13 protein-coding genes are annotated in these 13,262 nt (G+C 64.0%); 10 read left to right on the forward strand and 3 right to left on the reverse strand.

Features of this window, described 5'->3' with window-relative positions; all coding sequences use genetic code 11:
- Positions 1-132 precede the first annotated feature (132 nt).
- Positions 133-2,223 (reverse strand): glycine--tRNA ligase subunit beta, encoded by a 2,091-nt coding sequence (gene glyS, locus EGM87_RS06470; protein WP_044662404.1) that lies wholly within the window; start codon positions 2,221-2,223, stop codon positions 133-135.
- The gene (locus tag EGM87_RS06475; protein WP_044662405.1) at positions 2,223-3,095 is read right to left on the reverse strand and encodes a glycine--tRNA ligase subunit alpha; all 873 of its coding nucleotides are present in this window, start codon (positions 3,093-3,095) and stop codon (positions 2,223-2,225) included. The genes glyS and EGM87_RS06475 overlap by 1 nt, the downstream gene beginning before the upstream one ends.
- Before the next feature lie 179 nt (positions 3,096-3,274).
- Here EGM87_RS06475 and EGM87_RS06480 point away from each other — a divergent pair, with 179 nt between their 5' ends.
- From EGM87_RS06480 to EGM87_RS06525, 10 genes are all read left to right on the forward strand, one after another.
- Positions 3,275-4,189: a TraB/GumN family protein gene (locus EGM87_RS06480; protein ID WP_044662406.1), complete on the forward strand. Its 915-nt coding sequence runs from the start codon at positions 3,275-3,277 to the stop codon at positions 4,187-4,189.
- A 1-nt stretch (position 4,190) separates the two neighbouring features.
- The gene (locus EGM87_RS06485; RefSeq protein ID WP_044662407.1) at positions 4,191-5,075 is read left to right on the forward strand and encodes a TraB/GumN family protein; all 885 of its coding nucleotides are present in this window, start codon (positions 4,191-4,193) and stop codon (positions 5,073-5,075) included.
- A gap of 122 nt (positions 5,076-5,197) precedes the next feature.
- Positions 5,198-5,812 (forward strand): 50S ribosomal protein L25/general stress protein Ctc, encoded by a 615-nt coding sequence (locus tag EGM87_RS06490; RefSeq protein WP_025550158.1) that lies wholly within the window; start codon positions 5,198-5,200, stop codon positions 5,810-5,812.
- 144 nt (positions 5,813-5,956) lie between these two features.
- Positions 5,957-6,526, forward strand: coding sequence for an aminoacyl-tRNA hydrolase (gene pth, locus EGM87_RS06495; protein WP_044662408.1), 570 nt, complete (start codon positions 5,957-5,959; stop codon positions 6,524-6,526).
- A 122-nt stretch (positions 6,527-6,648) separates the two neighbouring features.
- Positions 6,649-8,277 carry an alpha-D-glucose phosphate-specific phosphoglucomutase gene (locus EGM87_RS06500; protein ID WP_044662409.1) on the forward strand — a complete coding sequence of 543 codons (1,629 nt, stop codon included), beginning with the start codon at positions 6,649-6,651 and terminating at the stop codon, positions 8,275-8,277.
- A gap of 204 nt (positions 8,278-8,481) precedes the next feature.
- Positions 8,482-9,159 (forward strand): DUF2490 domain-containing protein, encoded by a 678-nt coding sequence (locus tag EGM87_RS06505; protein WP_044662410.1) that lies wholly within the window; start codon positions 8,482-8,484, stop codon positions 9,157-9,159.
- Between the two features lie 76 nt (positions 9,160-9,235).
- Positions 9,236-10,336 carry a redox-regulated ATPase YchF gene (gene ychF / locus EGM87_RS06510; protein WP_025550155.1) on the forward strand — a complete coding sequence of 367 codons (1,101 nt, stop codon included), beginning with the start codon at positions 9,236-9,238 and terminating at the stop codon, positions 10,334-10,336.
- 6 nt (positions 10,337-10,342) lie between these two features.
- Positions 10,343-10,867 carry a DNA-deoxyinosine glycosylase gene (locus tag EGM87_RS06515; protein WP_025550154.1) on the forward strand — a complete coding sequence of 175 codons (525 nt, stop codon included), beginning with the start codon at positions 10,343-10,345 and terminating at the stop codon, positions 10,865-10,867.
- 46 nt (positions 10,868-10,913) lie between these two features.
- A complete protein-coding gene (locus tag EGM87_RS06520) occupies positions 10,914-12,188 on the forward strand; it encodes an alkaline phosphatase family protein (protein ID WP_044662411.1) in 1,275 nt (424 codons plus the stop codon).
- A 51-nt stretch (positions 12,189-12,239) separates the two neighbouring features.
- Positions 12,240-12,704, forward strand: a complete 465-nt coding sequence (locus EGM87_RS06525) for a MaoC family dehydratase (protein WP_044662412.1) — start codon at positions 12,240-12,242, stop codon at positions 12,702-12,704.
- A 1-nt stretch (position 12,705) separates the two neighbouring features.
- Here the strand turns inward: EGM87_RS06525 and EGM87_RS06530 are convergent, their stop codons facing one another.
- The gene (locus EGM87_RS06530; protein WP_044662413.1) at positions 12,706-13,212 is read right to left on the reverse strand and encodes a hypothetical protein; all 507 of its coding nucleotides are present in this window, start codon (positions 13,210-13,212) and stop codon (positions 12,706-12,708) included.
- Positions 13,213-13,262: the final 50 nt, after the last annotated feature.

Here is a 13,262-nt window from a genome sequence, read left to right on the forward strand (position 1 = left end):
CTGCACTGATTGCCGTGTATTTGTGCGATGCAACAAAACTTAAACAACAGGCGGGCGACAAACGCACCCGCTTTTACGACGATTGCTCTCCGATTCCACTGATTTTCCCGCTTGTGCGGGTATGTTTTGGTATTAGCCCGTAATTTTCGAGAAGTCGGCCACCGCGTGGACGGCGTTCCGCACCCGCGCAAGCAGCGCGAGGCGAGCGGAACGTTTCGCCGGATCGGCATCGTTGACGGTGACGGTTTCGAAAAAGGCGTCGATCGGCGCCCGCAATGTTGCAAGTGCTGCCATGGCCCCTTCGAAATCTTCCGCCGCCAGAGAGGCGTCAGCGCGAGGCTCCGCGGCGTCCAGCGCGGCGATCAGGTCCGCCTCCGCCTGTTCGGGGGCATGGGAGAGTTCGACCTGCCCGGCTGTTTCGGCGCCTTCCTTCTTGAGGATGTTTGCCGCGCGCTTGTAGCCGGCGAGGAGGTTGGCGCCATCGTCGGTGGCGATGAAGGACTGGAGCGCCTTCACGCGGGCGAGCAGGCGGACCAGATCGTCTTCCCCGCCCAGCGCGAATATGGCGTCGATCAGGTCATGGCGGACGCCGGCTTCACGCTGCTGGACCTTCAGACGGTCCGCGAAGAAGTCGAGCAATTCACCCTCCGCCACGGACAGACGCAAATTATTGGCGGTGACGATCTGGATGACGCCCAGCGCTGCCCTGCGGAGGGCGAAAGGATCGCGCGAGCCGGTAGGCTTCTCATCGATGCCGAAGAAGGAGCGGAGCGTATCCAGTTTGTCGGCCAGCGATAGCGCCACGGTCAGCGGCGCGGTCGGGACCTCATCTCCCTGCCCGACCGGCTTGTAATGATCGCGGATGGCATCCGCCACGCCATCGGGCAGGCCTTCAGCCCGGGCATAGTAGCCGCCCATGATGCCTTGAAGCTCGGGGAACTCGCCTACCATTTCGGTGACGAGGTCGGCCTTGGCGAGACGGGCAGCCTGTTCGGCCAAGTCCGCCAGCGCCTTTTTCCCCTCGTCATTCCCATAGCGGGAATCCATCGCCGATGTTGCGTCCGGGTGAGAGATCTGGGGATGGGGTCCTGCCTTCGCAGGGGCGACGATGCCTTCTTCCACCAACCGGCGCGCCAGCTTTGCGACACGCTCCACCTTATCGGCCACGGTGCCGAGCTTTTCGTGGAAGGTGATGCGTTCCAGCTTCTTTGCGTGATCCTCCAGCTTCGTCCTGCGATCCTGCTCCCAGAAGAAGCGGGCATCCGACAGGCGGGCGGCGAGAACCTTGCGGTTGCCCGCCACGATCGCCGCGCCGCCATCCTTCGCCTCGATATTGGCGGTGCAGATGAAGGCGGGGGCCAGCTTGCCGTTCGCGTCGCGCAGGACGAAATATTTCTGGTTGATGCGCAGGGTTAGCTGAATGACTTCAGGCGGCACCTCAAGGAAGGCCGGGTCGAAATCGCCCAAGAGCGGGACCGGCCACTCTGTCAGCCCCGCATTCTCCGCGATGAGGCCCTTGTCCTCGATCACCGCGTAGCCGCGGGCTGCCGCGGCTTCGGCAGCCTTTGCCTCGATGATCGACTGGCGTTCCTGGTGGCTGGCGATCACATGGCATGCGCGCAGCTTTTCGGCATAGTCATGCGCGCCGCCGATGGTGATCTCGCCGGGATGGTGGAAGCGGTGCCCCAGCGTTGCGTAACCGCTGCGGATGCCTTCGATTTCGATGTCGACCAGGTCTTCGCCCAGGATCGCGACGATGCCTTGCAGCGGGCGAACCCAGCGCAGGCTTTCCGTGGTCTGCGATGCGGCGCCCCAGCGCATCGACTTGGGCCAGGGGAAGCTGCGGATAATGGCAGGGACGGCTTCGGCCAGAACCTCGGCAGTGGCGCGGCCGGGCTTGTTCACCGTGGCGAACCAGACGCCGTCACGTTCCTCAAGCTGATCCTGGGTCAGGCCGGTCTTGCGAAGGAAGCCCTCCAGCGCCTGCGCGGGCGCCGAAGTGCGGGGCCCCTTGAATTCTTCGCTGACAGCGGCGGTTTCCAGCGGCAGGTTGCGGGCTATCAGGGCCAGGCGGCGGGGGGTGACGAAGCTGTCGATGCTTTCGGGCTGCAGGCCGGACCTTGCCAGTTCCTCGGTGAAGAGGCGGGCAAGGTCTTCCGATGCCTTGATCTGCATGCGCGCGGGGATTTCCTCGCAGCGCAGTTCGAGGAGGAAATCAGTCATTATGCGACCCACCGGTTCTTCGCCATCCATGCTTCGCAGCTTCCCTTAGCAAGATCGCGAACGCGGCCGATGTAACTGGCGCGCTCCTGCACTGAGATCACGCCCCGCGCTTGCAACAGGTTGAAGATGTGTGAAGCTTTGATGGCCTGTTCATAAGCGGGGATCGGTAATTCCGCTACAAGGCAGTTTTCGCATTCCGCGACAGCCTTTCGGAAAGCATCGAAAAGGCTGTCGGTATTGGCCACTTCAAAGTTCCAAACCGACATCTGTCGTTCGTTTTCCAAAAAGACGTCGCCATAGGTGACACCGGCATCGTTGAACGCCAGATCGTAAATGCTGTCTTTACCCTGAATATAAAGGGCGAGGCGTTCCAACCCATAAGTCAGTTCGCCTGAGACCGGCTTGCAGTCGAAACCACCCATTTGCTGGAAATAGGTAAACTGGCTGATCTCCATGCCGTCGCACCAAACTTCCCAACCCAATCCCCATGCGCCCAGCGTCGGACTTTCCCAATCATCCTCGACGAAGCGTATGTCGTGAACCAGCGGATCGATGCCGATCGCCGCCAAGCTGCCCAAGTACAGTTCCTGTAAATTGGCAGGACTGGGCTTCATGATAACCTGATATTGATAATAATGCTGAAGCCTGTTGGGGTTTTGGCCATAGCGACCATCGGTCGGCCGCCTGCTCGGTTGTACGAAGGCGGCGTTCCAATTGTCCGGACCAAGCGCGCGCAAGGTCGTCGCAGTATGAAATGTCCCGGCGCCCATTTCCATGTCATAGGGCTGCAGGATCACGCAGCCCTGCCGTCCCCAATAGGCATGCAGGGTCAGGATCAGGTCCTGAAAGGAAAGCGCTTTACTTGTCGCCACCGGTGGTCCCCAGAAATCACGGCTTTAAGAAAATGACGGATCGATTGCGGCGCGCCTTGGCGCAGCGAGGGCGCAGGGTCAAGGGAAAGAGGGCGGGCTTAACCGTAAATCCGCTTGCTCTGGCGGCCGGTGGCCCGCATGGAAGGGAAAACCCTTAAGGAAACGGACCCGCAATTCAGATGAGATGGCCCTCTTTCCGCTGGCTGGCCCCCGCCATAATGCTGCTTGGCGGATGCGCGCTGGAACAGCCCGCCGCCGCCCGCGGTGCGGCGACGCGCTCCGCCTATGTGACGCCGGCCCTGTGGGAGGTGAAGGACGCCGACACCACCATCTATCTGTTCGGCACCGTCCATGTGATGAAGCCGGGGGTCGACTGGTTCAAGGGCTGGGTCAGATCGGCCTTCGATCAGTCGGACGAGCTGGTGCTGGAGATCGTCGAGCCGGAAGATCCCAATGGGCTGGCGTCCACCATGGCGGGCGCGGCGCTTGCGCGGGACGGCGTGAAGCTGTCGGACCGCCTGGGCGCGGACGACCGCGCCAAATATCAGGCGGCGATGAGCACGAACGGGCTTCCCTGGCAGGCCTTCGAGATGTTCAATCCCTGGATGGCGGGCATGGCGCTGTCGGTGAAGCCCCTGGAAGCGCTGGGCTACAAGTCGGACCTGGGCGCGGAGAAGGTGCTGACGGCGGCGGCCAGGGCTTCGGGCAAGAAGGTCGGCGCGCTGGAGACGGTGGAGCAGCAGCTCGGCTATTTCGCCGGCCTGCCGATGGAGCAGCAGGTGAACTTCCTGACCGCGACCATAGAGGGCCTGCCGGACATGGACCGGGAGTTCGCCAGCTTGGTCGCGCACTGGCAGGGCGGGGAGCCGGACAAGCTGGCGGCGGAGATGAACGAATCGCTGGAGGCGACGCCGGAACTGGCCCAGGTGCTGCTGATCCAGCGCAACGCCAACTGGGCGAAATGGATCAAGCGGCGGCTCAACCAGCCGGGCACGCTGTTCATTGCCGTCGGCGCCGGGCATCTGGCGGGCAAGGGCAGCGTGCAGGACCAGTTGGCGGCGCTGGGCATCGCGTCGGCACGGGTGAAACAATAGGATGATCGGCCTTCTGGCGCGCTGGCTGGGGCTGGCCGTCCTATGCCTGATTGCCGCTTGCGGGGAGAATCCCCCTGCCCCACCGCCCGGTGGAGGGCCCGCGCTTTGGCGGGTGGAGGGCAAGGGCGTCGACGGCTGGCTGTTCGGCACCATCCATATATTGCCGGACGGCGTGGAATGGCGGACCGGGCCGATCAAGGAGGCGATCGGACGAGCGGACAGGCTGGTGCTGGAATCGGCCGGGATACAGGATCAGGCGGGCACTTTGGCGCAGTTCGAGAGGATGGGGCGCAGTCCGGGGCTGCCCCTGCTGGAGACGCGCGTTCCGGCGGGAGACAAGGCGGCGCTGGAGGAGATCGTCGAGAATGGCGGCACCAATACGCAAACTCTCTCCGCTTATAAGGATTGGGCGGCGGCGATGCTGCTTTCGGCGGCGGCGCAACAGGCCCTGCATGTCAGCCAGGATCATGGCGTCGAACCCGCGCTGATCGCGACATTCGGAAAGGCGGGCAAGCCCATAAGCGGGCTGGAGACTGTGGAGCGGCAGTTTCGGGCCTTCGATACGCTCCCCCCGGATGCGCAGCGGCGGCTGCTGGTCGATACGGTGCGCGAGGCGAAGGAGATGCGGCGGCTTTACGACCATATCCTCAACGCCTGGATCAGGGGCGATCTCGCCACCCTTGCGCGGGACGGCAGGTTGGGCGAGACGCCCGATCCGGTGGTGGAACAGGCGGTGCTGGTGGACCGGAACCGTGACTGGGTGAAGTCGGTGGAGACGCTCGAGGGGCGGCCCTTCATCGCGGTGGGCGCGGGACATCTGGCGGGCAAGGACAATCTGGTCGACCTGCTTCGGGCCGGTGGATACAGGGTGACGCGGATGCAGTAGCACCCATCCCGCTTCCCGGCCCTTGCTTTCCAGCGCCTTTCTGCTATTGGGCCGCGGTCCCGACATGGTCATCCCTGGAGGCGTGGCGGGCACCTACATCAATTTGCTTTTGGAGACACGCAATGAGCGAGCAGCTTACGCTGTCGGCAGAGGCACGCGATCGGGCAGGCAAGGGAGCCTCCCGCGCTCTCCGCCGTGAGGGCCGCGTACCCGCCGTCATCTATGGTAACAATGAAGAACCGCAGTCGATCCACGTCGAGGAAAAGCTTCTCAACAAGCTGCTCGGCACCGGCCATTTCTTCAATTCGGTCGTCTTCGTCGAAGTGGGCGGCAAGAAGGTCCGCACCCTCGCCAAGGATGTGGCTTTCCACCCCGTGACCGACCGTCCGCTGCACGCCGATTTCCTGCGCGTTTCGGAACATGCCACCGTCCACGTCAACGTGCCGGTTGTCTTCAGCAATGAAGACGCTTCGCCCGGCCTGAAGAAGGGCGGCGTGCTCAACATCGTCGCGCACGAGATCGAACTGATCGTCGATGCGGCCGAGATTCCGGACGATGTCGTCGTCGACCTGACCGGCCTGGATGTCGGTGAGTCGATCCACATTGGCGCCGTGAAGCTGCCCAAGGGCGCCAAGGCCGCCCATGACGAAACCGACTTCACCGTCGCGACCATCGTTGCCCCCTCGGCTCTGAAGAGCGCCGAAGGCGACAATGAGACGCCGGCTCAGGGCGAATAAGCCCCTAGTCTGGCTGGCCGTTTATCGGTTCGCTCAACCCCCGTTCGGGCTGAGCTTGTCGAAGCCCCGTTCTTTTCGAAGAAGTGAGGCCGTTCGACAGGTTCAGGACGAACGGGGGTTTGTCTTATCGGGAGTATCGACGCGATGCAGATCTGGGTGGGCCTGGGCAATCCCGGAACCCAATATGCGATGAACCGGCATAATGTCGGTTTCATGGCGGTCGACCTGATCGCGGACATGCATCGCTTCTCTCCGCCGAAGAAGCAGTTCCAGGGCTGGGTGCAGGAAGGACGCATCGGTCCTGAGAAGATCGTCCTGCTGAAACCGGCAACCTTCATGAACGAGAGCGGACGCTCGGTTGGGGAAGCCATGCGCTTCTACAAACTGACGCCGCAGGATGTGACGGTCTTTCACGACGAACTGGACCTTGCGCCCATGAAGGTCAAGGTGAAGCGCGGCGGCGGCAATGCGGGACATAACGGCCTGCGTTCGACCGATGCGCATATAGGGGCGGAGTTTCGCCGGGTGAGGATCGGCATCGGCCATCCGGGGCACAAGGACCGGGTGCACGGCTATGTGCTGGGCAATTATCACAAGAGCGAGATGGACGCGCTGGCCGACATGCTGGGCGCGATCGGAGCGGAAGCGGAGTGGCTCGCCAAGGGAGAGGATGCGCGGTTCATGAATGAGGTGGCGCTGCGGCTGGCGGACTGAGACGGGCGAATTGCGCGTCCGTCCGCCCTGCCCTCACGGTGAAATGGCCAGGGTGGATTGCGGACTGTCGCAGTCCCACGCCATAGAGTAGGCCTGACTTTCCACTGACCAAGGGGATCCGGGTGATACAGACCTTCGCGACGCAGCCTTTCGACGACCAGAAGCCGGGCACGTCCGGCCTGCGCAAGAAGGTGCGGGTCTTCCAGCAGCCCCATTATGCCGAAAATTTCGTCCAGTCGGTCTTCGACAGCCTTGAAGGGTTCGAGGACCAGACGCTGGTGGTCGGCGGCGATGGCCGCTACCTCAATCGGGAGGTTATCCAGACCGTTTTGAAGATGGCGGCGGCCAATGGTTTCGGCCGTGTTCTGGTGGGGCGGGGCGGAATTCTCTCCACTCCGGCGGCCTCGCATCTGATCCGGTCGTCGGGGGCCTTTGGCGGACTGGTTCTGTCCGCCAGCCACAATCCGGGCGGGCCGGACGAGGATTTCGGGATCAAATATAATGTCTCGAACGGCGGCCCGGCGCCGGAGAAGGTGACCGACGCCATTCATGCGCGGACCCTGGCCATCGACAGCTATCGCTTTTTCGAGGCGAACGATGTCGACATCGACACGCTGGGCAGCACGACCCTGGGCGACATGACCGTCGAGGTGGTCGATCCGGTCGCGGGCTATGCCGAACTGATGGAGAAGCTGTTCGACTTTACCGCGATCCGGGCGATGATCGCGGACGGCTTCAGCCTTTCCTTCGATTCGATGAGCGCGGTGACGGGCCCCTATGCCGTCGAGATTTTCGAAAAGCGGCTGGGCGCGCCTGCGGGAACCGTGCGCAACGCCACCCCGCTGACCGACTTCGGCCATCATCATCCCGATCCCAATCTGGTTCACGCCAGGGAGCTGTACGACCGGATGATGGCGCCGGACGCGCCGGATTTCGGCGCCGCTTCGGATGGCGATGGCGACCGCAACCTGATCATCGGGCGACATTGTTACGTCACCCCTTCGGATTCGCTCGCCGTGCTGGCGGCCAATGCGCATCTGGCGCCGGGCTATGCGGCGGGCCTCAAGGGCATTGCGCGCTCGATGCCGACCAGCGGCGCGGCCGATCGCGTCGCGGAAAAGCTGGGCATTCCACTCTATGAAACGCCGACGGGATGGAAATTCTTCGGCAATCTGCTGGATGCCGGCATGGCAACCATCTGCGGGGAGGAAAGCGCCGGCACCGGGTCCGACCATGTGCGGGAAAAGGACGGCATCTGGGCGGTGCTGCTGTGGCTCAACATCCTGGCCGTCCGGCGGCAAAGCGTGGCGCAGATCATGGCCGAACATTGGGCGACCTATGGCCGCAACTATTATGCGCGGCATGATTATGAAGCGATTGCCAAGGACAGGGCCGATGCGCTGATGGCGGCGTTGCGGGACCGACTGGAGGCGCTGCCGGGCACGACAAACAGCGGCGGCACGGTGCAGAGCGCCGACGATTTCGCCTATAGCGATCCGACCGACCAATCCGTCAGCCGCAACCAGGGCGTGCGCGTGCTGTTCGAGGATGGTTCACGGGTGGTGTTCCGGCTTTCGGGGACGGGTACGGAGGGCGCGACCCTGCGCGTCTATATCGAGCGCTATGTGGGCGCGGATGGCGATCTGGCGCTGGAGACGAGCGAGGCGCTCGCACCGCTGGTGAAGGCGGCGCAGGAAATTGCGGACATTTCGGGCTTTACCGGGATGGAACGGCCGAGCGTGATTACCTGAGGACAGTCGCCAAAGCTTACCATGGGGAAATGGACCGGAAATGAGGGCACGCTAAAGGGCGGGCAATCGACCGACGCTCTTCGTGCTTCTGCGAAGGCAGTAGCCCAGTCCGGCCATTTGGAAGACGAATAAACGTCTGAACTGGGCTCCTGCCTCCACAGGAGCAGCATCATCAAGAGCGGCGCTTTTGTTTGCGAGGACGTGATGCGTCGCCTGTTGCCTGCCCTCTCCTGCGCGCTGATCGCCATGGCCGCCCCTGCCCAGGCCCGGACGGCGGAAGATGAGCAATTCTGGCTGAACCTCACCGCCATGGGCCCGATCTCCGGCGATCTCGTCTATTTCGCGGAGATTCAGCCACGCTTCGGGGATGGCGTTTCAGGGGTCGACCAGACCATCCTGCGCGGTGGCCTGGGCTGGAAACTGTCCCCCAGCGTGACCGTCTATCAGGGCTATGCCCATGTCGTGCTGCCGGTCGACAATGGGCGCGACGTGAATGAGGAGCGAAGCTTCCAGCAGGTCAACTGGACCATCGGCAAGCCCTGGGGCGGCGAGCTTTCGTCGCGGACCCGGCTGGAGCAGCGCTGGCGTTCCGACGGCGACGACATGGGCTGGCGACTGCGGGAGATGCTGCGCTACGAAAAGCCGCTGGGCAGCAAGGCGGTGAGCGCTCTCGTCTATGGCGAGGGCTTCGTGGCGCTCAACAGCACCGACTGGGGCGCGAAGGGCGGGTTCGATCAGTTGCGCAGCTTCATCGGGGCCGAGATCGCGCTGGGCGGCGCATCGACGGCCGAGATCGGCTATCTCAACCAGTGGATCGACCGGCGCGGCGGCAATGCGCGCGTGAACCATGTCGCTTCCGTCACGCTCTTCTTCCGTCATTGAGGCCGCACGGACTCTGGCCAAGCCGCCGGGAAAGCGCTATCGGCGCGGCCATCGGATTTGACGTGAAGGCAGTATCATGGGTTTTCGTTGCGGTATCGTCGGGCTTCCCAATGTGGGCAAGTCCACCCTGTTCAATGCGCTGACGGAGACGCAGGCGGCGCAGGCGGCGAACTATCCCTTCTGCACGATCGAGCCCAATGTCGGGCAGGTCGCCGTGCCCGACCAGCGCCTGCAGACGATCGCGAAGATCGGCGGTTCGGCCAAGATCATCGAGACGCAGCTTGCCTTCGTCGACATTGCAGGGCTGGTGCGCGGCGCGTCCAAGGGCGAAGGCCTGGGCAACCAGTTCCTGGCGAACATCCGCGAGGTGGACGCCATCGTCCATGTGCTGCGCTGCTTCGAGGATGACGACATCACCCATGTCGAGGGCAAGGTGGACCCCATTGCCGACGCCGAGACGGTCGAGACCGAGTTGATGCTGGCGGACCTCGAATCCCTTGAAAAGCGCGTGCCGAACTTCGCCAAGAAGGCGGCGCAGGGCGACAAGGAGGCGAAGGCCGCGGCGTCCGTGCTGGGCAAGGCGCTGGACCTGCTGCGCGAGGGCAAGCCGGCGCGGCTGACCCGGCCGGGCGACGATGAGGAGGAACGCATCTTCCGCCAGGCGCAACTGCTGACGGCCAAGCCTGTGCTCTACGTCTGCAATGTCGAGGAAGAAAGCGCGGCACAAGGCAACGCCCATTCGGCCCGCGTGTTCGAAAAGGCGGCGGCGGAAGGTGCGAAGGCAGTGATCGTCTCAGCCGCGATCGAAGCCGAACTCATCACCATGCCGGTCGAGGAGCGGGCTGAATATCTGGAGGCTCTGGGGCTGGAGGAAGCCGGCCTCGCCCGCATCATCCGCGCCGGTTATGAACTGCTTGGCCTCATCACCTTCTTCACCGTTGGACCGAAGGAGGCGCGCGCCTGGACAGTGGCCAAGGGATCGAAGGCGCCCCAGGCGGCAGGGGCGATCCATACCGATTTCGAAAAGGGCTTCATCCGGGCGGAAACCATGGCCTATGCGGATTACGTCCAGTATAATGGCGAGGCCGGGGCCAAGGAAGCGGGCAAGTGGCGTTCCGAAGGCAAGGAATATGTGACGCAGGATGGCGACATCATGCTGTTCCGGTTCAACGTCTGAGGGCCGATGCTGCGTCCGGGACAGATGGCTGCGCGACGCAAGGCGGCCTTTCCCCCCAGCGTAGACGAAGCGACGCGGCTGCTGATCCTGGGCAGCCTGCCGGGTGACGTATCGATCAGGCAGGGCGAATATTATGCGCATCGGGGCAACGCCTTCTGGGCGCTGATGGGCGATGTGCTGGGCGAGGATCTGCGCGGCCAGCCCTATGCGATGCGGTTGAAGCGGCTGAAGGCAAGGGCAGTGGGCCTTTGGGACGTGATCGAAAGCGCCGATCGGGAGGGCAGCCTGGACAGCGCGATCCGGGGCGCGGAGTTGCGCGACCTGTCGGCCTTCGTGGATCGGCTTCCCGCGCTGGAGGCTGTGGCCTTCAACGGCAAGACCGCCGCGCTGCATGGGCGGCGCCAGATCGGGGCGCGGCCGGGACTGGCTCTGATCGACCTCCCCTCCTCCAGCGGCGCTTTCGCCAGCATGTCGCGGGAGGCGAAGCGGAACGCCTGGATGGCGATGATGCCCTATGTGAGCGGGGCATAGGGCGCTCGTCACTTTACCGTCATGGTCCTTCTGCTAAGGCAGGGGCATGTTTTTCCGCCGCTTTTCCTTCGCCGGCCTTCTCCTTCTTCAGGTGCTCGGCGGCTGCGCGCGACCGGACGAGCGGCCGGTGTCCAGTTCCGCACCGGCCGAGCGGCGCGAACCGGTCACGATATTGATATCCATCGACGGCTTCCGCCCGGATTATCTGAAACGAGGCGTGACGCCGCATTTATCCGCGCTGGCCGCGAGCGGGGTCGAGGCAGCGATGCGCCCCTCCTTCCCCACCAAGACCTTCCCCAATCATTGGGCCATAGTGACCGGCCAGCGTCCCGACCGCAGCGGCATCGTCGCCAACAGGATGGAGGATACGGCGCGCCCCGGTGAGACCTTCACCATGGCGACCGACGATCCCTTCTGGTGGAACGGGGCCGAGCCGATCTGGGTGACGGCGGAGAAGGCCGGCGTACGGACGGGGACATTGTTCTGGCCCGGGTCCAACGTGGCCTGGGGCGGGACGGAAGCGGCGGAGTGGCCGCACAGGATCAGCGGCGGCACCCGGCCGGGCGACTGGGCACAGTTCAACCAGGAGATTTCGGGGACGCAGCGGGTGAACGGCGTGCTGGACCTGTTGCGGCGGCCGGCGGCGATCCGCCCGCGCTTCCTGACGCTCTATTTCGATGCGGTGGACACGGCGGGCCATGCAGCCGGACCGGAAGCGGCCGAGACGACGCAGGCGGCGGCGGAGATCGATGGCGAGATCGGCATGCTGGTCGACGGGTTGGAGGCCATGGGCCAGCCGGCCAATCTCGTGATCCTGTCCGACCATGGCATGGCGCAGAAATCGAGCGAGCGGGTGGTCGCGCTGGACAAGGTGGCGGACCCGGCTGACTACCGCATCGTCGAAAGCGGACCTTATGCCAGCCTGGCTGCGCAACCGGGGCATGAAGCGGCGCTGGAGACGGACCTGCTGAAGCCCCATGCGCATATGCAATGCTGGCGGAAAAGCGCGATCCCAGCGCGTTTCCATTATGGCGCGCATCCGCGCATCCCGCCTTATTTCTGCCTTGCCGAAACCGGCTGGATGATACAGCCGAGCGGTCCCGTCAAACCGTTCGTCGGCGGCGATCATGGCTGGGACAATCAGGCGCCGGAAATGCAGGCCCTGTTCATCGCCAATGGCCCGGCTTTCGACAGAGGGTTCACGCCACCTTCGGGTTTCGACAATGTCGACATCTATCCGCTGCTCGCAACGCTGCTGGGAATCGCGCCCCGCCCGGGCGACGGCAATTCCGCCACATTGGCAGGTCTTGTCAGGCATTGACGTTCGCGTAAACGGAAACTACTCCTTCACCCGTTGCGGAAGGAAACGGGTATGAGCGAGATCGTCTATTTCGAAGATGTGCAGGTAGGTGACAGGAACGAATTCGGTCCGCTCACCATCAGCCGGGAGGAGATCGTCGCCTTTGCCAGCGAATTCGACCCTCAGCCCTTCCATCTGTCCGACGAGGCCGCGGCGGGCACGCATTTCGGCAGCCTGGCCTCCAGCGGGTGGCATACCACGGCTCTGTCGATGAAGATGATGGTGGCGGAATGGCAGCGCAATCCGGGCATTCAGGCCGCCAGCCTGGGTGCGATGGGCGTGGATGAACTGCGCTGGTTGCAGCCGGTTCGTCCGGGCGACACGCTGCGCGGCGTTTCCGAGGTGATAGAGGTCAAGGCGTCGCGCAGCCGCCCCGAAATGGGGATCGTGAAGACCCACATCACGCTCTTCAACCAACGCGACGAACCGGTGCTGTCGATGAAGCCCATCGCCATGTTCCGGACGCGCCCGGCTTGAGTCAACGGGGCTGGTTGGCGCGGGCGTCGGCGGCCATGATGCGGATCGAAGGCTTTAAGGCGCTGGCGATCTGGATGGTGTGAAGGCCCGGCGACAGGTCGAACCACAGGATCTTGCGGATGCCGGAACAGGACGGCCCATGCTCATGGGCGACGGAGGTCAGCGCGGTCGTGCCGGTGGCGGCGTCCACCCAGGCGCCTTCCGACAGAGCGATGCCGATGCGCGCCGTATCCTTCACGGCCAGGGTGAAGAGGCCCGCATGGCTTTTCGGAAGGGACTTGCCGGGCGGGACGATGAACTGAACCTGCGGACCGGGTCGCAACTCTGCGACGACAGGCTTGCCCAGGATGATGCGCGGCGCGGTGGATGCCGTCGCGCCCGCGGTCACGGTGCCGCTCTGGGTCCAGCTTGTCCAGGGTTCGGGCAGGGATGGCGCACCGGCGCAGGGATCAGCCGCGGCTTGGGCGTGTAGCGGGGCGAGGGCAAGAAGGAGGAGAAGCCGCTTCATCGGTGCTTCCTTCACAGGCGATGGGATGGCGTCCGGACCGGATTTATCGC

Source organism: Sphingobium sp. RSMS, from assembly GCF_005406185.4.
Lineage (GTDB): Bacteria > Pseudomonadota > Alphaproteobacteria > Sphingomonadales > Sphingomonadaceae > Sphingobium > Sphingobium fuliginis.

Coding starts and splice junctions, on each gene's coding strand:
- EGM87_RS06490 (WP_025550158.1), top strand. CDS start 5,198: ATGAGCGAGCAGCTTACGCTGTCGGCAGAGGCACGCGATCGGGCAGGC.
- EGM87_RS06530 (WP_044662413.1), bottom strand. CDS start 13,212: ATGAAGCGGCTTCTCCTCCTTCTTGCCCTCGCCCCGCTACACGCCCAA.
- EGM87_RS06480 (WP_044662406.1), top strand. CDS start 3,275: ATGAGATGGCCCTCTTTCCGCTGGCTGGCCCCCGCCATAATGCTGCTT.
- EGM87_RS06515 (WP_025550154.1), top strand. CDS start 10,343: ATGCTGCGTCCGGGACAGATGGCTGCGCGACGCAAGGCGGCCTTTCCC.
- glyS (WP_044662404.1), bottom strand. CDS start 2,223: ATGACTGATTTCCTCCTCGAACTGCGCTGCGAGGAAATCCCCGCGCGC.
- pth (WP_044662408.1), top strand. CDS start 5,957: ATGCAGATCTGGGTGGGCCTGGGCAATCCCGGAACCCAATATGCGATG.
- EGM87_RS06505 (WP_044662410.1), top strand. CDS start 8,482: ATGCGTCGCCTGTTGCCTGCCCTCTCCTGCGCGCTGATCGCCATGGCC.
- EGM87_RS06525 (WP_044662412.1), top strand. CDS start 12,240: ATGAGCGAGATCGTCTATTTCGAAGATGTGCAGGTAGGTGACAGGAAC.
- EGM87_RS06485 (WP_044662407.1), top strand. CDS start 4,191: ATGATCGGCCTTCTGGCGCGCTGGCTGGGGCTGGCCGTCCTATGCCTG.
- EGM87_RS06520 (WP_044662411.1), top strand. CDS start 10,914: ATGTTTTTCCGCCGCTTTTCCTTCGCCGGCCTTCTCCTTCTTCAGGTG.
- ychF (WP_025550155.1), top strand. CDS start 9,236: ATGGGTTTTCGTTGCGGTATCGTCGGGCTTCCCAATGTGGGCAAGTCC.